This is a genomic window from Trichocoleus sp. DQ-A2, assembly GCF_039961915.1.
Lineage (GTDB): Bacteria > Cyanobacteriota > Cyanobacteriia > Cyanobacteriales > FACHB-T130 > FACHB-T130.
Genome location: NZ_JAMPKD010000026.1, coordinates 73,511 through 95,692 on the forward strand (window position 1 = coordinate 73,511; position 22,182 = coordinate 95,692).

General features: G+C 45.6%; 10 protein-coding genes. 3 read left to right on the top strand and 7 right to left on the bottom strand.

From position 1 onward, the window contains the following. Nucleotides 1-235: 235 nt before the first annotated feature. From NC997_RS22260 to NC997_RS22275, 4 genes are all read right to left on the bottom strand, one after another. Nucleotides 236-1,816 (bottom strand): methyl-accepting chemotaxis protein, encoded by a 1,581-nt coding sequence (locus NC997_RS22260; RefSeq protein WP_190525026.1) that lies wholly within the window; start codon nucleotides 1,814-1,816, stop codon nucleotides 236-238. Nucleotides 1,817-2,606: 790 nt separating this feature from the next. Continuing rightward, nucleotides 2,607-3,665 (bottom strand): chemotaxis protein CheW, encoded by a 1,059-nt coding sequence (locus NC997_RS22265; protein ID WP_190525028.1) that lies wholly within the window; start codon nucleotides 3,663-3,665, stop codon nucleotides 2,607-2,609. Nucleotides 3,666-3,670: 5 nt separating this feature from the next. Then, on the bottom strand, nucleotides 3,671-5,251 hold the full coding sequence (locus NC997_RS22270) for a CheR family methyltransferase (protein WP_190525031.1): 1,581 nt from the start codon (nucleotides 5,249-5,251) through the stop codon (nucleotides 3,671-3,673). A gap of 124 nt (nucleotides 5,252-5,375) precedes the next feature. Then, on the bottom strand, nucleotides 5,376-10,502 hold the full coding sequence (locus NC997_RS22275; RefSeq protein ID WP_190525032.1) for a PAS domain S-box protein: 5,127 nt from the start codon (nucleotides 10,500-10,502) through the stop codon (nucleotides 5,376-5,378). A gap of 887 nt (nucleotides 10,503-11,389) precedes the next feature. On the opposite strand from NC997_RS22275, the gene NC997_RS22280 reads away from it, so the two are divergent. Next, entirely contained in the window at nucleotides 11,390-11,791 is a 402-nt protein-coding gene (locus tag NC997_RS22280; RefSeq protein WP_190413546.1) for a response regulator, read from the top strand. 221 nt (nucleotides 11,792-12,012) lie between these two features. On the opposite strand, the gene NC997_RS22285 is transcribed toward NC997_RS22280, so the two are convergent. Both NC997_RS22285 and recN read right to left on the bottom strand, forming a co-directional pair. Next, complete coding sequence (locus NC997_RS22285; protein WP_242031251.1) at nucleotides 12,013-14,631, bottom strand: adenylate/guanylate cyclase domain-containing protein; 2,619 nt, start codon at nucleotides 14,629-14,631, stop codon at nucleotides 12,013-12,015. 155 nt (nucleotides 14,632-14,786) lie between these two features. Then, nucleotides 14,787-16,661 carry a DNA repair protein RecN gene (recN, locus tag NC997_RS22290; protein ID WP_190525035.1) on the bottom strand — a complete coding sequence of 625 codons (1,875 nt, stop codon included), beginning with the start codon at nucleotides 16,659-16,661 and terminating at the stop codon, nucleotides 14,787-14,789. A 279-nt stretch (nucleotides 16,662-16,940) separates the two neighbouring features. Here recN and NC997_RS22295 point away from each other — a divergent pair, with 279 nt between their 5' ends. Next, nucleotides 16,941-19,034, top strand: a complete 2,094-nt coding sequence (locus NC997_RS22295) for an AarF/ABC1/UbiB kinase family protein (protein ID WP_190437672.1) — start codon at nucleotides 16,941-16,943, stop codon at nucleotides 19,032-19,034. Nucleotides 19,035-19,340: 306 nt separating this feature from the next. Then, nucleotides 19,341-20,120, top strand: coding sequence for a PRC-barrel domain-containing protein (locus NC997_RS22300; protein ID WP_190525037.1), 780 nt, complete (start codon nucleotides 19,341-19,343; stop codon nucleotides 20,118-20,120). 48 nt (nucleotides 20,121-20,168) lie between these two features. On the opposite strand, the gene NC997_RS22305 is transcribed toward NC997_RS22300, so the two are convergent. Continuing rightward, a complete protein-coding gene (locus tag NC997_RS22305) occupies nucleotides 20,169-21,491 on the bottom strand; it encodes an ATP-binding protein (protein ID WP_190525038.1) in 1,323 nt (440 codons plus the stop codon). Nucleotides 21,492-22,182: the final 691 nt, after the last annotated feature.

The following is a 22,182-nucleotide window of genomic DNA, read 5'->3' on the forward strand; positions in this document are numbered from 1 at the left end:
CTTTCGATTCTTAGTTTTAGAGATAATTAGCCGTAATTTTTTGGGATATTTTTAAGCGAATATAGCAATCCTGATTGAATAGTGAAATTTTCTTTTGTTAACGAACCGCGTTGGCGGAGCCTGTGCCTTAGCGCTTAGACGCTCTAGCAAAGCAAGGGGAAGCTTAGGACGCCAAGTAAGAGAGAAAAAGGAGCAGATAATTTTACGACTTTTGCACGGATTGCTATAGGATTCGCTACACCACTGACTTGAGGTTCAGAGCCGCTTCATTCAATCTTTGGATGCCGATTTTAGTTTGAGTAATGCCACTGGCATTTTCTTTAGCTGCGACATTAAGGCTGCTCATTGCATCAACGACTTGTTGAATCGCGATCGCTTGTTGTTTGGCAGAAAGCGAAATTTGTTGACTGTTTATGGCGATATTTTCGATGGCATCAGCCACGCCGGTGAATGCTTGTGCTGTGCCCTGAGCAGTTTTCACCCCAGCTTCCACCGTTTTCGTCCCTTCATCCGTCACCATCACCGTGACATTGATCGCGTTTTGAATATCGCTAACCAGGACGTTAATCTTTCCGGCAGATTTCTTACTTTGTTCTGCCAGTTTGCGAATTTCTGCCGCCACCACCGCAAAGCCTTTGCCGTGTTCGCCTGCTCGAACAGCTTCAACGGCTGCATTCAGTGCCAGCATATTCGTTTGGTTGGCTAAGTCACTCACCAAGCCAGAGATATTACCGATTTGATTCGTTTGCTCGGATAGACGGAGAATTTGAGAAGCGATCGCTCCCACTCTATCCTTGAGCAGTGCCATTTCCTCCAAAGTTCGCCCGACGGCTTGGCTTCCACCCTCCGTCAGCGACAGCACTTGCCGCGATCCAGTTGCTGCTGCCTCGGCTTGCTCTGCTGATTGCTGGGATGAAGCACCCAACTCATCCATCGTGATCGTGGTTTGATTTACAGACGCCGCTTGTTGAGCTGCCGTGCGTTCTTGTTGCTCTACCGTGGCAGCGATTTCTGATGAAGAAGTGACAATCGTGTTGACAATGCCAGATATTTTGGCACCGAGCGGCTTAGCAATCGTGATGCTGAAGAAAACACCAAAAATAATCGCAGTCAGGGGGCCAAGAATCATCCCAACAAACACCCAAAAAGAGGTTTGAGCCACATCTGTTTCTGCTACCTTCTGGGCTGCTTCCCCAAAGTTCTGGTTGTATTCCACAACTGCTAGCACCGATTCTGTGGCTGTGTTAAATGAGTTTAGTTCTTCATTTGCTGCCAGTTCGCTAAGTTCGTCCAGCAGGGCATCCGCCGCTTTTGCCCGTGCAAATTCTGGTGAAGTCTGCCTCTCCTGACTTACAAGCTCAGCCAGCCGATTCGCAGGATCTAAGACGCCCAGTTTGGCAAATTGTTGATAAATACCCAGGAATCTTTCATGGTCTTGCTGCCACCTTTTCCAGTCCCCAAGAAATTTTTGATAGAGCTTTTTTTCGTCGGCAGTCTGTGAAACTGACTCATATTGTTTAAACCCTTCATCAATCTGCGCTTTAGCATTTTTAATTCTATTCAATTCAAACTGGCGATTTTCGGTTTTCAAAAATGTATTGAGTAGCGCTCGTTCCGATGACTGGATTTGGGTCTGTCCTTCATTGATTTTCCACAATCCAGTTACGCTAGGCAAAGTATTATTCCCCAGTGTATTAATATGGTCGCCCAGCCGAGTAGCTCCGCTCCAACCTACGAGAGCAACCACTAATACAATTAGACCCATTAGTAAAAATGAGCCGATTAATCGAGATTGTAAAGATAAACTTTTAAACATCAGACTTATCCTGCATTATTAAATTCGACGATTGGGTAAAGATTGAAGTCAGCTTTGTTTAGATTTTGTCGCTAAGTTTGATTTTGCTCGTACTAGTATTTTTTTGTTTCCTCAGTCAAGCCACCATAACTTGCTGGATAGCGATCGCTCAGGGCGATGCAAGGAGTGAGAGACAGTTAGTAACTTAAAACACTGTAGCTAATTTACCCTTTTTCTGACTTTTCGTTTTTAAATTTAATATACCTAGAGGATTAGTATAAATACTGGTGATAAATTCTTCTTAGGGCAGGTTCTCCTAAAAAATTGAATTGCCAAAGAGAGGATTGTTTAGGAAATGTAAAATTTCTTAGTTAAACCTGCGCCTAACATCTCTATAATCCACCAAGAAAATACTCTTTGGAATTTTTTTAAAAATCTATACATACTTAGTTCTGTGTTAGAACGGCTCTTATTATTAATCCCTCTTCCGCTCTAGGAGTGTTAAGAGTTTAAAAAACTTAAAATATAGAAATGATATTTATTCACGCTGCTAACCAGCCGCATACAGATTAACCAAATGACTGCCTCGAATCTCAACGCAGCTTTGTTGAGGTTTTAAGTGCCAATCGGTTGAGTAATGCCGCCGGTGTCTTTGGCTTGCTGATTGGGAGCCTTCAGCGCTCCAACAACCTGTTAGATAGCGGCTTTCGCTCTTCTCAGCATCGCTGCCCCTTCTAATGTTAGCGATGCCGCCTGGGTTGCTTTCTCAACCAGCATTAAAGCTTTCTGGGCAATGGAATTTAACAACTAATCACACTTCTTCATCAACCATCAACCCTGCTTGCATCAGGATTTTGGGTAGATCTAAAATAGCTATCATCTTTTCGCCGTAAGCAACCGTTCCTCGGAGGTATTCTTCCTTAACAGAACGGGCTGCGGCAGGTACTGGCATCATCTCCGACAGGTGCAAATACATTACATCCAATACCTCATCAACTATCAAACCAGCCACTAGATCGTCGATGCAAGCAACCATCGCCTTTGCTGTATTCTCTAAATTACCCAATGGTAAATTTAATACCCCACGAATATCGATTAATGTCAAAATCTCACCCCGCAAATTCATATTGCCGACAATATAAGCTGGGCAACAAGGAATCGGAGTAACTTTGCGAATATCAGTAAATTCGCGCACGTTCCCCAAATCCACCCCAAAATATTCACCATTTAAATTAATCACTGCCATCGGGCGGCTTCCCGTAAAATCTTGGTTCTCCGCTTGTCGCCTTAAATTTTCTGCCCGTTCCTGGAAAATCGCTATTTCTTCTGAGGTTTTATTGGAGAAAAATAGGCATCTCTCTTTGTGAGAACCAAAGGCACTATCAGCTTTTGTTTCTGGATTTAGCGATGTTTTTCCTGTAATTAATGTTTCAATTTGTTCTGTAGATTGGAGAAGCTTTTCCGGGTTTAGTAACATCACGATATCTGCCTCTAAATTGGCAATCCCCGTAACAAAATGGGGTTGATTCGCGATTTTTCGTTTATAGGAAAAATCTGCCGCGATCGCATTAGTGTAAATCTTCTGCACGTCATGAACTTCATTGACAATAATGCCAAATCTAAATCCCTGACATACCAGAACAATTACACTATCCGTAAGGCGATATTCTGGGAATCCGTACCCCAGGCGAAAATGAAGATCCATAACTGGTAAGATTTCACCCCGGAGATTAAGCACTCCTACCATTTCAGGAGGTGCTTCTACGATTGGCGTTAACTCTGGGAGAAAGAAAATCTCTTGTACTGAAAATGCTTCTACTCCATAAAGGGAAGCATTCAAGCTGAAAATAATATATTGTTTATATTCCATAGAGATTATAACTGTGGTTGTAACATTTTTTGGATGTGTACGATCAATTCTCCAACGGTCATTTTTTCTTGGGATTCAACTATCGATTCTTGAGGTAATTTTTTTAAAATTTCTAAAGCAACTGTTCGCATTTTTAAAGCTCTAGAAAGATTTCCTTCTAGTTCGTAAATGCCGCTAATTTCCAGATATGCCGAGATAGATGAAGGCACTAAGTAAATAATTTTTTTTAATAAACTTTTAGCTTCTTCAACATCCCCCCGTTCTTCCGCAATATGGGCGAGTAGGTATAAAGGTTTTTCAGAAAGAGAATCGATTTTAAGTGCTAGTTGGCAGTAGTGAACTGCCTTGTCATATTCACCTAAGTTGGCATATATTTGAGCCATCAGATAGTAAGAGTCAAAGTTTTTGGGTGCCAAAGCGATCGCTTGCTCTGTTTTTTGAATTGCTGAGGGATAATACTTCTGTTTAAAAAGGGTTTTAGCTTCACAGAGAAATGCCTGAAAGCTTGAATTATTCGCCGATTTCTCGCTGATTTCAAGATTGGATAAGCGTTTGCATTCATTGACTTCGTTACTAATTTTGTCTTTTATTGGCACCAGAGAGTAATTTTTAGAAACTAAGTGTGCTAGTTCTATTTTCACCTTATTTGCTGCTAGGGAAGATGGGCAAAGTATTGGTTCTTCAGTGTCAGAATAAACTTTTGCTTTCTTCTTTGAAAGCTTCCCTCCAAACGTCTCCTTAGGGCGTTGATAGATCGTTGATTCGGGAAACGACTCCGTGTGAAATAAGCTGATATCTATCCCCTGAAGTTCAGCATGAGCCGTCAAAAGATATCCTTCTGGTTGTAAAGTATTGTAAAATTTATTGACAACAAGTGAAATAGCAGGTTTATCAAAATAAACAAAGACATTTCGACAAAGAATTAAATCAATATTTTGAACATCTAACAATAAATTAGGAAAGGGCGTTTTAACTAAATTGACAGTTTTGAAATTAACTATGTTTTGAATGTTGTTGTTAATTCTCCATTCCGTCCCATGTGGCTCAAAGTAGCAGCTTTGTAGTTTCTGGTCTAACAATCGAAATGACCAAGAACTATAAACTCCTTGTTTTGCTTTATTGATAGACTCTTGATTGATATCTGTTCCTAAAATATAGAGATTCCAGCTTTCCCAATCTGGAATGAGTTCGGTGAGGAGAATAGCTAGAGAATAAGGTTCTTCGCCAGTTGAGCATCCCGCGCTCCAAATCCGCAGAGTTTTTGTTTGTTTCTTAGCGGCTATCAATCGCGGTAAAATTTGATGTCTTAATAAAGAAAACTGACCTCTGTCTCGAAAAAAGTAACTTTCGCCAATTGTTAACAAATTCGCTAGTTCTTGCCATTCGCCCTGACTTTGATAAGTATCGATTTCTAATAATTGGTAATAAGCCTCAGGAAGATAGATAGAAATGACGTTCATCCGGAAGCAAATTTTTTCACATAAAGCTTCTCGCTCTTGCGGACGAATCTGTAAGCCTGTATGAGTCCCGATGAGTTGTATAAAACGCTGTATGAGAGCTTCATTAAATTGTCTTTGAAATGACACGGAATCTCCTTCTCATTAAACTTCCCTGGTAGGACGAGTAAATAGCTTACTGAATACAAGAGGGCGATCGCTTTAGCGGCAGATGCATTCCTCGGCAAGGGCAACGCTTAGTTGTGTTGAGTAGTTACAGGCAAGGAATCATAGGAATTTCAATCCAAAACTCTGCTCCCTGTCCTGGTTCTGACACGCACTTGAGCATTCCGCCATGTTTCTCCACCACAATTTGGTAGCTAATGGATAGCCCCAAACCAGTTCCCTTGCCGACTGGCTTGGTGGTAAAGAAGGGGTCAAACAGACGCTTGATAACGTTCTCTGGCATTCCTGGGCCATTGTCTCGAATCCGAATCACAACGACTTGGTTCTTGGTCATTGGTAATGGATCTTCGGTGATTGGCGTCAGCGACGTGTTAGGGCTTCCAGTCTCTTCCTCATTACCCGTTAGACGATTACGGATTTCGGTGGCGATAGTAATTTTCCTTGGTTCGGGTTGGCTGTCGAGGGCATCAATCGCATTGCTGAGAATGTTCATGAACACTTGATTGAGCTGACCGGCGTAGCAATCGACTAAGGGAAGATTGCCGTACTCCTTCAAGACTTGAATCCCGCCGTAAGCGCCATTGGGTTTCAGACGGCTATGGAGAATGAGCAAACTATTGTCGATTCCCTCGTGGATATCGACCGGCTTCATTTCAGCTTCATCCAGACGAGAGAAGTTCCGCAGTGACAAGACAATCTGACGGATGCGGTCAGCGCCCATTTGCATGGAAGATAGCATTTTGGGCAAGTCATCAATGATGAAGTCTAAATCAATCTCTTCTTCTTGCGCTTGAATTGCGGGAACGGGATTGGTGTAGTGCTGTTGATAGAGGTGTACGAGATCGAGTAGGTCTTGAATGTAGTCGCTGGTGTGGCTGAGGTTGCCGGTGATGAAATTGACTGGGTTGTTGATTTCGTGGGCGATACCGGCGACCATTTGACCCAAGCTGGACATTTTTTCGGTCTGAATCAGCTGAGATTGAGCTTGTTTGAGATTGTGCAATGCTTGCTCTAGTTGTTGCGTCTGGGTTTGCGCGGCACGGGCGGCGGCACGGCTTTGGGCGTAGAGTTCGGCTTGGTCAATGGCGATCGCTAGCTGATCCACGACGCCTTGCAGTAGCTCAATTTCGCTGTCAAGCCAGGGACGGGATCCACTGCTATGACTACAGACAATCGCGCCTAAATGACCGGCGTGGGTTTTCAAAGGTAGCAGCAGCACCGAACGAACGCCCAAATTGCTCAGTAGAGGTACGATTTGCATTTCTCCATCCTCGGCATTTAGGCTGCGATCGCTTGTCAGATCGTCAACCCGCAAAGTCTGAAGTTTGCGGATTTTGTCGCTTAGGGGATCGAGTTTTTCTGGGGGACACTCGGAGAGCAAACTCGGTCTACTCCCGTCTGTTGTCGCTTCGTGAGTTACGGTCAGACTCGCCTGATTGGACTGCGCCCAGCACCACAAATACTGACATTGGTCAACTTGCAACAAACCGCGAATCTCATTGACGGCGGTTCCCAGGATGGTATCCAGATCGAGGGAATCTCGAATCTGGCTTGCTAATCGGAACAGCAAGGCTTCCCGACGTGCTGAGAGGGCTTCTTTCGCCCAAGACCGATCGATGGCGATCGCGATCGCGTTGACGACCCACCCTAAGACTTGATGAGCGGCTTCGCTAAAACGTTGGCTGCTGCATACAGCCATGACGCCCACCAGTCGCTCTTCGACAATCAGGGGATAGGTTGCTAAATAGCTTTCGGGAATTCGCAAACAGCTTTCAGCGACAACATCATCGTACAAGCGGGCTTCCAACCCGCCCCCAGACCGATAATTACTATCCTGAGTCAGGTAGGGTTGACGAGTTTGAGCGACGAACCCGACGAGGGTACCGTCTAGAACCTGGTGACGCTGAGCCAACAAATCTTGCCAATACAATTCGCTCTCTCGATCAACCCTTGTCGTTGCTTGCAATTCCAAACGGTTAAGTTTTTGGTTAAATGTCCAGATACAAGCAAAAGTTGCATCAAGATGCTGCACCATTGCTTCCGTACAGTGATTGAGGCTTTCCGCTAAAGAGCCAGATGCACCCAAGGCAGTACCGATTTCTGCTTCTAGGGTCGAGAGGCGCGATCGCTCCATCAGTGCTGCTTCTGACTGTTTGCGACCTGTAACATCCCGGAAATAAACCGATAGACCATCTTGATAGGGATAGCCCCGCACTTCAAACCACGACTCCAGCGGCTCGTAGAACACCTCAAAGTGAACCGTTACTTGATTGGCAACTGCCCGCTGGTACTCCTGATAAAAATTAGAAGTGACTGCTTCTGGAAACTCATCCCAAATACACTGATTAATCAACTCATCTTTGCTTCTAAACAAAAGCTGCTCTGCCCGCGAGTTCAAATAGGTGAATCGCCACTCGGTATCTAAAGTAAAGAAAGCATCGGTAATACTTTCCAAAATGTTCCGAGTGCGGTTCTCGCTGTTGACAGCCGCCTCGCGTGCCGCCTGTTCCCTCGCCAAAAGCTGGATGCGCTCCTCCTCTTGCCGCTTGCGCTCGTCGATATCCGTGTTCGTCCCAAACCAACTGACGATCCTGCCTTCGTTATCATGCACGGGTACCGCCCGTCCCAAGTGCCAGCGATAGTTTCCCTCAGCCGAATTCAGCAGGCGAAATTCAACTTCGTAAGGCTCTCCCGTAAAGAGAGAATGACTCCAGCGGGCAATACACCCCGGCACATCCTCCGGATGCAGCACATCTTGCCATCCCCAGCCCACCATTTCCTCGAAGGTGCGTTTGAAATATTCTAGAACGCGCTGGTTCACATAATCGAGTGCGCCATCTGGCTGTGCCGTCCATACCTGTTGCGGAATCACTTCAGCTAAAGCGCGAAAGCGCTGTTCGCTCTGCCGTCGTAATTCTTCTGCCCTTTTGCGCTCAGTGATGTCTTGACAGATTGCTACATATTCAACGGGTTTTCCATCGGAATTTAAGACGGGCACAATGGTGGTATCTACCCAGTAACAAGTTCCGTCTTTGGCTCGATTTCTGATTTCGCCATGCCAGACGCTGCAACTACTGATGGTTGCCCACATCTGCTGAAAAAATTCCTTGGGGTGATAGTCAGAATTGATGATGCGGTGATTTTGTCCGAGCAGTTCCTCTTTGGAGTATTGAGAAATTTCGCAGAATTTATCGTTTACATAGTTAATCTTTCCGATCGAGTCAGTGACTGCCACGATTGAAGATTGAGCGAGTGCAAACTTGATGTCTGCCACTTCTTTGAGGGATTCAGACAGTGCAAATTCAGCTCGCTGACGCTCTTGTTGTGCATGAGCGTCTTTGATGGTAATCATCAAGTATCCGGCAATATCAGTTAAGGTGGCTAGCTCATGTTCGCTCCATTTGTATGGTTGCGGCGAGTCAAAGCACAGCAAGCCTACTAACTGGTCGGAATACGGAAACGGTACGTCAAGCATAGACTGAGTTTGGACTGCCAGCAGGACATCAGTGAGAGGTGCTAGCCGGAAGTCTTGGGTAACATCGTTACAGATGAATGATTCGCCCATCTGCAAGGCATTGAGATATTCCGGAGCCGCAGTGAGGTCAACCACCGCTCCTGAGAGTTTCGGCATTCCTAGCGGCTCGATGGAGGAAATTACTGTCAAGATACCTTGGTGATTAATCGTTGAGTAAGCTATTCGCAGATAAGGGAAATATTCGCTAATTTGTTTGAGCGTGCGCTCAATTATTTGCTCTATCGACAAACCAGATCGGGTTTTAGTCGAGATGCTGTTAAGCAACTGAAGACGAGTTTTGCTCTTCAGAAGCGCTGTCTCGGCTCGCTTGGAGAGCGTGATGTCTGTCTGAATGCCAACCAAGTAAAGTAAATCGCCATTATCTGAGAACACGGGCGAAATTTTTAATTGGTTCCAGAAAGGTTGACCATCTTTGCGATAGTTTAGCAGCGTGACTTTAACTTCTCTCGCTTGAGCGATCGCATTCCTAATTTTTGCGATCGCTTCTGGATCGGTATCGGCACCTTGCAAAAACCGGCAGTTACGACCAATCGCTTCCTCTGGCTGATACCCAGTAATTCGGGTGAAAGCTGGGTTCGCGTAAACAATCGGGCAATCTAGTTGATGGGGATCGACGATGACAACTCCATCTGAAACTGACTTTACAGCTTGTGCCAGTTTCAGATTTTCTGCGGCGGCTCGACGCAAGGCATCTTCAGTTTGCTGACGTTTGGTGATATCCATAACTGTGCCGATCGTGCGAACCGTTGTTGCCGTTTCGCTGTAAAGAACTTTGCCTTTTCCCGCTAGCCAGCGGATACTGCCATCAGGACAGACAATGCGGAATTCAATCTCGTGGTCTGTTTTACCCTGAATAGAGTCAGCGATCGCCCCAGCGACAAGTTCCCGATCTTCAGGATGAACCCATTTTAGGAAGCATTCCTGAGTTGCGTCAGTGCCCGGAACTAAACCCAATAGCCCCTCTAAATTATCAGATCCTGTTGGAGCGATTCCTTCACCTGTCAAAAGATTAAAATCCTCAATGTTAGTGCCAGAAGCTGCTCGTCCCAACTGAAATCGGGTTTCTTTCTCCTGAAGTGCTGCTTCAGTTTGCTGTTGATTGATGATAATTTGTTCGAGGTTTGTTAAGTTTTTTCCCAGTTGTAAGTGAGCGATCGCTTGCCTTCCTAATGTCCCCAGTGCTTCCTGCTGTTCCCGGCTTAAATCTCGCGGCACATCATCGAGCGCAGATAGCACCCCTACCATTACGCCCTCAGATGTGATTAAGGGCACACCCGCATAAAATCGGAGTTTTGGGTCGGATTTCACTAAGGCATGGCTAGCAAACCGTTTATCAGACAGGGTATCCCGAACGAGCATCAACTCGCATTCGCAGATTTCTGGTTGCAGGATCGCATAAGTGCAGAAAGCAACATAGGGGTCAGTATCTAGAGTGGAAATGCCCCATTTTGACTGAAGCCAATGTTGTTTACCATCCATAAAGCTGAGCAAAGCCATCTTCGTCTGGCAAATATAGGCCGCTAAACGAGTCAGATCGTCGAAAGCAGCTACAGATATTTGAAGATACGCTAGCTCCGGAGGAGCCGTAACGCTGATGCGATCGGGGATAGAGTCGAGTAGCGGACACCATCGCAGAGCATCGAGCGGGATTGCTCCGTTTCCAGGTATTCTTGCGTTCATGTTAAGCGCCCTTTTCTGCGAATGCTGCACTTTTTAGGAGCTGGCTGTATAAATGTTTACTTTTATTAAAACCGGATGATGAAGGCAGTCTTTGAGACTTACTTTCCCTTTGCCTCTATGAGAAGCTTTATTGAAAGTTATATGATGTAGATGTTCCCTTATTTAGTTACTGAACTTAATCTTTGATACTGCATCGCTTAAGTTAGGTTAGTTGATGCCAGCCACAGACTAAAAGAAACAACCGCGTAAAGTTTAGGTAGGCAATACCCTCTTCACCGCAATTGCCAAGCCACCATCCGTCTTTAGGGAAAGCTAGGTTTTTGGCTGCAAGCAGAAATGCGATCGCGCTTCTGCTTGCAGCCTGCTAACGAAGCCTTTCTAGAGCAACTTGGCAGAACCTTCTCTATCTAGGATTCCCGTCGAGGATATATTTCTATCACAGACTGATATTTTTTGATTAACAAACACCCCATCCGCTCTTTTAGTATTTTTATCTTTACAAAACAAATGCAGCTTCAGTTTGTTTTCTTGTTACAATTATTTAACTATATTCCCGTAATTCTTCTATTCACTGAGCAATAATCCTCAAGCTATAGTGCATATAGTAGAATGTTTATTTTAATAAAATTCAATTTTTGTAAAGCATTTTGAGATAGACAAACATTGAACAAACATTTATTAATAAGGAGTCCTAAAAAACTCAACGAAACTAGAAAAGCCTTAAATTAAGAATAGCTGGACAGGATAGATGTATTCTGACAAAGGAAAGCGATGCTCTCTTACCTACTGGGGCTGACGTTAGAATAATTTGGATTGGGCTTTTTAATCGCCTTTGAACCGAATTCAATGATTGTAGGTTTTTGTATACTAAAAACTGGGTAAAGAAGATGTCTTCAACTTTGAGTGATATACCGACTATCCTAGCAGTGGATGATAGTAGCGTCATGCAGACGCTGATCAAACGTGCCCTAGAAAGAGACTACAAAGTTTTGGTGGCAGATAATGCAGTAGATGCCTTATCGGTGATTTACCACCAGCAGATTTCAATTTTATTACTGGATGTTTCCATGCCAGGGGTAGACGGCTTAGAACTCTGCCGCACAGTCCGGAGTTTACCGCAATTTAGCGAGCTACCCATCATCATGCTGACAGCCCGAGACGGAGTTTTTGATAAAGTACAGGGGCGTCTGGCGGGTGCAACTGAATATTTGACAAAACCCTTTGAGGCTGAGCAACTGCGCCAGATTGTTGGCAGTTTTATTAATTCAAATTGTTCAACTGAAATTTAATTTCCACTCCCTCAAACTAGAAGTGTTAGCGTAGCGAATACTTGTTGGTTAAAATTAGTCACCAACACGATGCCATTGGTTCACATCCCCAACTTCTCTCTCGAAGTCGGGGATCTCGCCTTCAGGAATCATTTAAGACGGTTACACTTATCCGATTCCAGGGTGATTTTGCTGATAGCTCATCGCAAAAATAGAGGCTTGAGATTAGCCATTAGCCATTCCTACTTTTCCGTCAACGTGAAAACCCCATCCCAGTTATCAGGAGGCGGTTCTTGGAGAAACAACTGACAGCGTTTCAGGTGCAAAGCAGCCGCTTTGTCGTTTTTGTCAATTTCTTCCAGAATGGTACCAAACTCACCCATTGCGCGAGTAAACTTGCGATTTAGGTAATACTCGCGTCCTTTATGGTAAAGCTCGATCGTCATTTGCTTTTGATCTGAGATTTTCTCGTCCCGCAGTCCCACCAGTTCATAGATATTCACTGGCGTAGTCTTACCTTTGACTCGAATACAATCAAGTTCTCTTGCCCAAATCAGATTCTTGCAAGGCTGATAAGTGCTTTCGCTAATTACAATATCGCAACCATATTGTTTGCTAGCACCTTCTAAGCGAGATCCCAAATTCACTTCGTCACCAATTGCGGTGAACTCCATGCGCTTACTGGAGCCAATATTACCGCTAATTACCGTACCGGAATTAATCCCAATCCCAATCTTAAACGTTGGGAATCCGATGTCTTGGCGACAGGCATTAAATTCTGTCAAACGATGACGCATTTCGACGGCTGTTTGTACCGACATCCAGGCATGATCCGGCAAGGGTAAGGGAGAACCAAAGACTGCCATAATGGCATCGCCAATATATTTATCGAGGGTGCCTTTGTGTGTAAAAACAGCGTCTACCATCGACTCAAAATATTCATTGAGCATCTGCACCACGTCTTCTGCATTCATACTTTCAGTTAAGGTGGTGTAGCTGCGAATATCTGAGAACAAGATGGAAACTTCTTTTTTATCGCCCCCTAGTTTGGCATCACCGCTATTGATTAACTGTTCTGCCAATTCTTGAGTCATGTAGCGGTACATCGTACTCTTGAGCCGTTTCTCCTGAGAGATGTCATCCATGACTACCAAGGCACCGTAGACGTTGTTATTGTCGCTGGCATCTGCAATGGAGTTAATTGACAGGTGAACGCTATGTTGTTCTTCTTCTGTAGAGAGCAGAGTTTGATCGGGGTAGTATTGCTGGCGGCTTTTTTCTTCAGCGGCGTCTATCGCAGCTTTAAACCATTTAGAAAAGTCACCTTCTTTGATGCGGATTAGATCGGCAATTTTTCTACCTTCTATATGGTCTTCATTTTTAAATCCTAAGAGTCGCTTAGCGCTTTCATTCGCTGCAATAATCTGACCGGATTTATCAGTAGAGAGAACTCCATTAGAAAGGCTGCGGAGAATATCACGCTGCATTTGTTCTTGCTGTTTGACCGTAGCAAACAATTTGGCATTTTGCAGCGCTACACCGGCTTGAATATTAAATGCTTCCATGAAAGCTTCATCACTTTGATTAAAGCTTGCCTTCCAGCATTCGGGAGGTTCGGGCCAAGTTTCCGGATTATAAGGGGGAAATTCTCCCTGTTTTTTCTTATTTACAAGTTGGGTGACACCAATCAACGCTTTGTCAGCGTTAAAGATTGGCATACATAATAAGCTACAAGTACGATAGCCATTTGCCTGATCGACTTGTTTAGACACTTCAGAATCTGGATCGGCATAGAGGTCAAAGGAGATATTCAGGGGTTTGCCGGATTCAGCAACTTTCCCGACATAACCTTTTCCGACTGGCACTCGCAGTTCTCGCATGGAACCGTCGGAAAGAGGGATTCTTGTCCACAAGTCATGGCGATCGCTATCTAACAGCCACAGGGTGCTACGATCTGCATTCATCAGCTCCTGGGCTTCATGCATCACCCGGTTCAGGGTATCTTCTAAGTCGAGATTGCTTTGGCTTAAGGATCGAGTCGCCTTCATCAAAGCATCAGAAGCCCGCTGTCTCTGCGTTGCCATGTAAAAAGAGCGGGAACTTTCTAGAATCAGGCGAATGGAAGGCGCAAATTCTGCAAAAATTCTTTCATCTTTTGAAGTAAAACCATTGAGATCGATTCTTTCCCCTAACGGCTTTCCTGGCTGATTTGGTAAATTTAATTTATTAATTAATTGAACGACAGCGACTAAATTTCCCTCTTCGTTTACCAGAGGTAAAGTCAACATCGTATAGGTGCGATAGCCATTTTCTTGGTCTTTCTTTTTGGCGAACGCAGAGCGCGGATCTTCGTAAAAATCAAAGGGAATATTAATACTTTTTTTATGGGTTGCTACCTCACCGGCAATGCCTTTATCTGCCGGAATCCGCAACTCTAAAGGTCGCCCCTCTGCGCCTTCAGCAAGAATTGACCAGAGTTGGTTCTTTTCTTCATCCAGTAAATAGATGGTTGTGCGATCTGCGCCGAGTAATTCTCCGGTTTTTAAGGTAATGGCATTCAACATTTCTTGAAGAATGGCATCAAACCCCTGACTATCAGTCAACATCGACAGGGTTTGATTGACTACCTGAAGTTTTTCTTCGACACCTGTGACGACTTCTTTGAAAGTTTCCTTATTCAGTGGGGCAAGAAGTGCCGTAAAACTTCCTTCTTTTGTGGCTAATGCACCACCCGTACCAGTAGGAATATTTGTAGGGGTTTGGGGAATTTGATTTCCTGTTTGATTTTCATCGTGGGGAACAACATCAATCACCCTGTCTGTATCGTTCCAACCATGCATTTTGGTAGATGAAGGTGTCATAGATTTTTTCAGATGCCTGAATTTGAGCGAGGTACGAGGCGGTGGAATTATCCTACAAATTTAACAGCCAAACTTTTTGTGCCTAGTGAGCAAATGCCATACTACTTACTCAACAGTTTACTCTTTGTTTTGGGGTTGGATAGAGGGCAGGTTATTTATTTGTTGTTCTTGGTCTTGCGTCCATTATGTTTGACTGCGGCTTGAGCTAGCAAGGACTCTGCAAAAGCGATCGCATCTTTGGCAGAATGTCCCCCAGCTAGTGTTGCTAATTCTTGGCGGCGAGTCTGGTGATTGTCAAGCACGCTGACGCGGACAACCGTGCGTTCGGAAGCCTGAAGGATGTAAGATGTCGGGTCTTCTTCCCGGAGTCCTTGAATTGCTCTCTCTAAGGGGAGGGTTGGATGAATTGCTTCGGCGTTGGTTGTTGAGACTTCGCTCTTTTTCCCAGCCTTCTTGGAGGGATCTGGCTTCTGGCTTCCTTCAACGACGTGTTTATCGACGCGGAAATGGCGGTCAGCCATTGCGGCGACGAGGGGTTGGTGAGTAACGCAAAGAACTTGATGTCCCTGAGAAAGTTGGTGGAGTTTCTCAGCGATCGCTTGGGCAACCCGTCCGGACACCCCGGCATCGATTTCGTCAAAAATTAGGGTTCCGGCGGCTTCCAGTTGCGAGAAACAAGCTTTCAGCGCCAGCAGGAAGCGGCTCATTTCCCCCCCAGAGGCAGTAGCAGACAGCGGTTGCAGGGGTTCGCCTGGGTTGGGGCTAAAATAAAAGGCGATCGCGTCGGCACCTGCTGCGGTTGGGGGACAAGGGGCAATTTTGACTTGAAACTGCACCTTTTCCATCGCTAAAGGCTTGAGTTCTGCCACGAGTCTGTTTTCTAGTTCGCTAGCAGCAACGCCGCGCAAAGCGGTCAACTGGTCAGCCGCAGATATCAAGATTTCATGACATTGAGAATAGAATTTTTCCAGTTCTTCGAGAGAGTGACCGCTATCGGTGAGGAGAGCGAGTTCAGCTTGGATGCTCTGACTGTAGGCGATCGCTTCCCCTAACGTCGGGCCATACTTGCGGCAAATCTGCTTCAGGGTGCGGATGCGCTCTTCTACTTCCGCCAGTCGCTGGGGATCGGCTTCTAAAGAAGCACCGTAAGCATTAATTTGCTGTCCGGCTTCCACCACTTGCGCCAGAGCCGTACTCACCATATCCAGAACGGGTTGCAGCGTGGCATCATACGTTACCATATCAATCAGCGTGGCTTCAGCTTGACCTAATAAGTCTGCACCCGCTGACTCCCCCGCATCATTTTGATAAAGAGCTTGATACACCTGATAACTCAGCTGTTGTAACTCCACCACATGACTTAAGCGCTGGCGTTCTTGTTCGAGCTGTTCTGGCTCATCCGGTTCGCTCAAATTAGCGGCAGTTAATTCTTGGGCTTGATACTGTAGCAAATCGAGCCGTTGCAAGCGTTGCTGCTCGGACTGACGGCGTTTGTCTAGGCGATCTCGTGCTTGTTGGCAGTCGAGATAGGCAGCTTGAACGACTGAGCGTTGCTGTAGCACCGCCTCGCCGCCATAAACATCCAGTAACTCTCGCTGAAGCGCGGGTGCCACGAGTTGCACGGTTTGACCTTGGGCAGTAATTTCTACTAAGCGATCGCGCAGGCGATCCATTAATTGCCGATTGACCAGAACGCCATTGACGCGAGAGCGGCTGCGGAGGCTTCCTTGCAGACAGGCAATCTCCCGACAACAAACCACGGCTGTATCATCCAGCAGCTCGATCTCTTGTTCGGAGAGCCACTCGGTCACAACTCGGTCAACCTTGAAGGTGGCTTCCACCAAAGCGCGATCGCTACCCGTGCGAATCGACCATTTGCTGACTTTTCCGCCCAAGGCGGCGTCAATCGCATCCAGGATAATCGACTTTCCCGCGCCGGTTTCGCCGGTCAGAACATTCAATCCAGAGCCAAATTCCAGCTCCAGATGGTCAATCAAGGCAAAGTTTTCAATCCGTAGGGACAGGAGCATGGAGCAAAATTCACCTTGAGGGAAGAGGGCAGGCAGTGGCAACCCAATGAACAATGGCAAGTGCGAAGCATTTGATGCTGTGCGAGTTATTTAAAAAAGGTACTGGGCTACCAAACTTAGTTTAGTGTTTAGTTTTAAGTCCCGAAACTTTTTCAGGGTAGCGGGAAATTGACCGAACTGGCATTGTCCCCAGCTAGAGCCGGAATACCTTGTCCTGGCGCTTCCCCTACTTATTGTTACAATACTTAACAGAGTTGCTCTGAGTCGGTTCCCAAGCTTATGAATGTTAAAAGAGTCTCCCCTATGTCACATCGGACAGACGCAAGCGATCGCATTTCTACAACAGGTGTGATGAAACCTGCCCAGACAGCGTCCGCCGCGCCAGGAGAGGCGGTCGTGGTGGAGTATGAGCTGACGCCGACAGCAGAGCAATATCCAGCAGCCGTAGATGCCCAAACCGCCTATATCCAAGCAGAAGAACTGCGCTACGACCCCGTCGCCATTACCGATTACTACCGGAGGCGTCCATTCCAAGTTTGGGGGCGATTGTTCAATATTCTGGTGCCGATACTCCGCTTTGGACTGAGTTTGTGGTGGGACAAGCAAACAGGTAGCGTTCCCAAGAACGAGCGGAAACGGGCAATTCGATTGCGGACAATCATCACGAGACTGGGACCCGCCTATATTAAGGTGGGGCAAGCGCTCTCGACCCGACCAGACTTAGTTCCGACGACTTATTTAGACGAACTAAGTCACCTGCAAGACCAACTGCCACCTTTTCCCAATGAATTAGCTTATCGGTTTATTGAGGAAGAATTAGGCGATCGCCCCGAACAAATTTACGCCGAACTCTCCCCCACCCCGGTAGCCGCTGCCTCCTTGGGACAAGTCTACAAAGGCAAGCTCAAGACTGGCGAAACTGTTGCGGTGAAGGTGCAGCGTCCCGGCTTAAGAGAAAACATTGCCCTAGATATTTACATCCTCCGTACCCTTGCCGGGTGGGCACAGAGAAATCTCAAACAGGTGCGGAGCGACCTCGTCTCCATCATGGATGAATTTGGCACCCGCATCTATGAAGAGATGGACTATACCCAAGAGGGTCACAACGCCGAGCGCTTTGCCTCTCTATACGGTCACTTACAAGATATTTACATTCCCAAGATTTACTGGGAATACACCCAGCGTCGCGTCCTGACAATGGAGTGGATTAACGGCACCAAATTGACCCAGCCAGAGGCACTCCGCGCTCAGGGAATTGATGCCGTTCATTTAATCGAGGTTGGCGTTCAGTGTTCGTTGCGGCAATTGCTAGAACATGGCTTTTTCCACGCTGACCCCCATCCAGGTAACTTGTTAGCGACGACTGATGGTCAACTTGCTTATCTGGACTTCGGCATGATGAGCGATGTCAAACCTTATCAGCGGTATGGCTTAATTGAAGCCGTGGTTCACATGGTCAACCGGGACTTTGAAGGCTTAGCCCGCGACTACGTGAATCTAGAGTTTTTAACCCCTGATACTGACCTGACCCCAATTATCCCAGCCCTTTCCAAGGTCTTCAGCAACGCGCTGGGAGCTAGTGTCGCGGAGATGAACTTTAAGAGCATCACCGATGATATGTCGGCGTTGATGTATGAGTATCCCTTCCGCGTTCCAGCCTACTACGCGCTGATTATCCGGTCTCTGGTCACGTTAGAGGGGATTGCGATTAATGTCGATCCCAATTTTAAAGTTCTCAGTAAAGCGTATCCCTACGTTGCCAAGCGCCTCTTGACAGACCCTTCCCCGGAATTGCGGGCATCTCTGCGCGACCTCCTGTTCAAAGACGGCAGTTTCCGCTGGAATCGTCTGGAAAATCTGTTAAAAAATGCCCGTTTCAGTGACGATTATGACCTGACTCAGGTATTGAACCAGACTCTAGATTTTCTGTTCTCAGAGCGGGGTGCATTTATCCGGGAACACCTAACGGATGAAATTGTGAAGGGTATCGATTCGCTGGGACGCCGCACCTTCCAAAATGTCACGTATTCGCTACGCGAACGGGTGGGGATGACAGTGAATGAGGCACCGCCGTCGGCAGAAACGCCCGCCAGTCTGGAGCATATTAAACGGATCTGGGATATTCTCCAGGAAACGAGCGGATTTGACGCGATGCAACTGCTACCCGTGATTCCCCAATTGCTGATGAAGCCAGAAACTCAGCGCATGGGTCAAAAAATTGCCGGGGGTTTGGTGCAGCGAGTGGCGGCGCGGTTGATTCGGGACGTTTTACTTCAGGATGCGCCCCCAAAAGCCTCCCAGAACGGTCACACGCCACGCACTTATCCCCCGACATCACCACGCTTAGCGTTGCCGCCTGCTGCCGCGAGATAGGGCTGTAGAGACCGTCGGGGCACAGGAAAACTAGCTGGGTCACTGAAGAGCGTAAAGAGCGATCGCTCTGGTGACAATCTCGTTCAGTTGAGAATGATCTTAGTTAAGAATTATCTTAGGTTGGGTGGAGCGTCAGCGAAACCCAACTTTTGCTTTATTAGGTTGGTTTTCTGGGCTTAATCTCAACTCACACTTTGATTAGGAAACGTTTACAAGAAAGCTAAGTTTGAGGCGATCGCTTCCCGACTCTTGTTAATCTAAAGCAGCATAGATTGCCAACTGGATTAATCTCTAAGGATTTTGGTCATGAACGCGCAACCACAGATAATTAGACAAAGTGACTTACTCAATCGGCTGGTACTCGATCGCAGTACAGCAGAAGAAGTCGGTCGGGTAGAGCAATTGTGGCTAAATTCTCAATCTCACCAAGTCGTAGGGTTTAGCTGCAAGTCAGGATTTTTGGGTAGTCTGAAACAGGTGTTTAGGTGGGAGCAAATTACTACGATTGGCACCGATAGTATTATCGTCAACAACACTCCAGAAGTTATTGAACCCGAAACACCAATTCAGAAAATTTCTTTAATTGGACATGAGGTGTGGACTGACGCTGGCAACAAAGCTGGCAAAATTATAGACTATCTCTTCAATCCTAAAACCGGCGCTGTTGTTAATTACTTATTTGTTTCTAGTGGTTGGCGCGGTGTTTTGAATGGTGTTTATTTGCTCCCGGTAGAAGCTATTTCTAGCACGGGTAGTAAACGAGCGCTTGTCGCGGATGCCATCGTCCAAACTCCGCAACAGTACACCCAGGGACTTAATCAAAAAATGAGTCAAGCCGCAGAGTTACTGAGAGAAGACTATAAGAAAACTCAGGATGATTTAGAAGCGCTAAAGCGCAGCGCTCAAAATATTGCTGAGCAAGTCAAAGACACAACTGAAACGGTGACTGGGATTGCTAAAGAAAAGTTTTCTGAGGCGACGCAGCGACAAGACACTTCTCAACCAAATGAGACGATAAAAACAATTGATACGACGGCTCAGTCTTCACCAAACGAGCCTCCAGAGCTACCTGGAAACACTAATTAAGCTAATAGGATAAAAAATCGATGATGAAGCACATCAAATAATCTTTACTTATCGGTTTTGATTCAGGTGATTGAGCGGCAACTTAACAGTAAAAGTCGTGCCGCTGCCAACTTCACTTTCGACAGCGATCGCACCATCGTGTAAATCAACACACTCTTTAACGATTGTCAATCCCAGCCCTGTACCAGAGATTGTGCCGACATTCGTTCCTCGATGGAATCGCTCAAACAAGCGTCGTTGGTCCTCTTTTGGGATTCCTATTCCCTCGTCCTGAATTTGGAAGATTGCCTCACGATCCTGACAGATAAGTTCAAAATGAACTTTGCCACCTCTAGGAGAATATTTAATTGCATTTGAAAGCAAATGGTCAATAATTTGTCGCAGCAGCTTTTTATCCAGGTAGGCGTTAGCACACTGCCCTTGATGAATAAAAGTAATCGCGTGTTGGGAGCCTATGCTAAGTTGCAATTCTTCCACCAACTCGCGGCTAAACTCTACTAAATCTAGCGGTATGGGATTAATCTCTAACTTACCAGCCTCTGTTTTATCAAGAAGGAGGATGTCGTTTAACAACCGAGCCATTTGTTTGCTAGCGGCTCTTATTTTCTGGAAATGCGAGTCTTTTTGTACGTCAGATAATTTGTGTTTGTAGCGTTCCAGTAATTCAGCAGACATAGAGATAATTGTCAGTGGCGTGCGGAATTCATGAGATGCAGCCCTGATGAAGCGAGATTTGAGATTGCTAAGTTCTTTTTCTTGTTCTAGTGCTTTTCGGGTTTGTTCCGCCTGTTTGTGGCGTTCGGTGATGTCACGTACTAGCCAGCGCAAACCGATTAAATTGCCGCAGCGATCGCGTATCGCAGCCACGTTCAGTGCAGCTGGGAACGACTGACCTTTTGAGGGTTGTACGCGCACTTCCCAGTCGTGCAACTGCGGGAAGTGATTCAATTCGGTCAATATATCCCTAAAGGTTTTGCGATCTTCCTTAGCCACAAAAATCGCCATCGGTTTGCCGATTAGAGAATTTTGGGTTCGGTTCAGCAAAGACGCCGCCGTGCGGTTAGCCTCCTGAACGATTCCAGAGGTATTCGTCACGATGTACCCGTCTGGGGCAAACTCAAATAGCTCTTGGTAGCGCTGGCGTTCTGCTTTTACAGTCTCGCAGGCGATCGCAAGTTGTTCGTTGCGTTGCTGCAACTCCTCTGTAGCCACCTGCAATTCTTCCAAAACCGTGGAGAGTTCCTGCAAAGCCTCCATTGTCAGTGTTTCCTGCGGATGCGGAAGGGATGAGGATTCCCTAGTACGCTGCCACAGCTCGTGCAGGCGCTGTTGTGCCGCCTCAATCTGTTGGTTAAAAATTTCCTCTTCCATCACGTACTTGTTCTGTGAGAATTAAGCTTAAGGGTTGATGCGCTTGCAGGAGTTTTCCTAAATTCACGAGCGATCGCTTCCTTCATACTCACAGATGCATTAATTTAGTATAAAAGCAAATCCTCTCACAAAAGATGCAAGCTTAGGAATAGCTCTATTACTTACCGGAATAATATTTGTAACTACAGTAACCGACCAACTATAAAATTGAATATTACGATAGTAATATTCTGTCATCGCTAAGTCTCTCTACTAATCATAATTGCTTAGCACTTAACTTGAGTATTCTTAAGCATTTCTTTCACAAGAATAAGGCAATGAACTTTTAATTAACAATTTAGGCTTACTAATACTCAGAAATTAACTTAACCCTATCTTCGATTATAAGTATTAGAATATGATTTTGTGCAACTATGATTTTAAACTACTCATGACTTTACCGTAATACAATTATCAACTTTTAAATTAATGTTGAGTTTACTTATAAAAATATAGGATTAAAATTAAATTGCAAATTTTATTAGTAGATTAAAATTATTTTTTATCAGTAAAATTAGTTATTTAATATAAAACTTATTTAAGTGCTTATGTAAAATAAATTACACATAATAAAAAGTAGAATAAGCTAAAACAAAAGTCAAGAAAACAAGAGACTTATGAGATTTATTAGAGATTTAAGCCGAGAAACTCA

Bases quoted from the DNA above. Each gene is read 5' to 3' on its own strand.
- NC997_RS22285 (WP_242031251.1), bottom strand. From the start codon at position 14,631: ATGACACCTTCATCTACCAAAATGCATGGTTGGAACGATACAGACAGG.
- NC997_RS22275 (WP_190525032.1), bottom strand. From the start codon at position 10,502: ATGAACGCAAGAATACCTGGAAACGGAGCAATCCCGCTCGATGCTCTG.
- recN (WP_190525035.1), bottom strand. From the start codon at position 16,661: ATGCTCCTGTCCCTACGGATTGAAAACTTTGCCTTGATTGACCATCTG.
- NC997_RS22300 (WP_190525037.1), top strand. From the start codon at position 19,341: ATGAACGCGCAACCACAGATAATTAGACAAAGTGACTTACTCAATCGG.
- NC997_RS22295 (WP_190437672.1), top strand. From the start codon at position 16,941: ATGAATGTTAAAAGAGTCTCCCCTATGTCACATCGGACAGACGCAAGC.
- NC997_RS22280 (WP_190413546.1), top strand. From the start codon at position 11,390: ATGTCTTCAACTTTGAGTGATATACCGACTATCCTAGCAGTGGATGAT.
- NC997_RS22260 (WP_190525026.1), bottom strand. From the start codon at position 1,816: ATGTTTAAAAGTTTATCTTTACAATCTCGATTAATCGGCTCATTTTTA.
- NC997_RS22305 (WP_190525038.1), bottom strand. From the start codon at position 21,491: ATGGAAGAGGAAATTTTTAACCAACAGATTGAGGCGGCACAACAGCGC.
- NC997_RS22265 (WP_190525028.1), bottom strand. From the start codon at position 3,665: ATGGAATATAAACAATATATTATTTTCAGCTTGAATGCTTCCCTTTAT.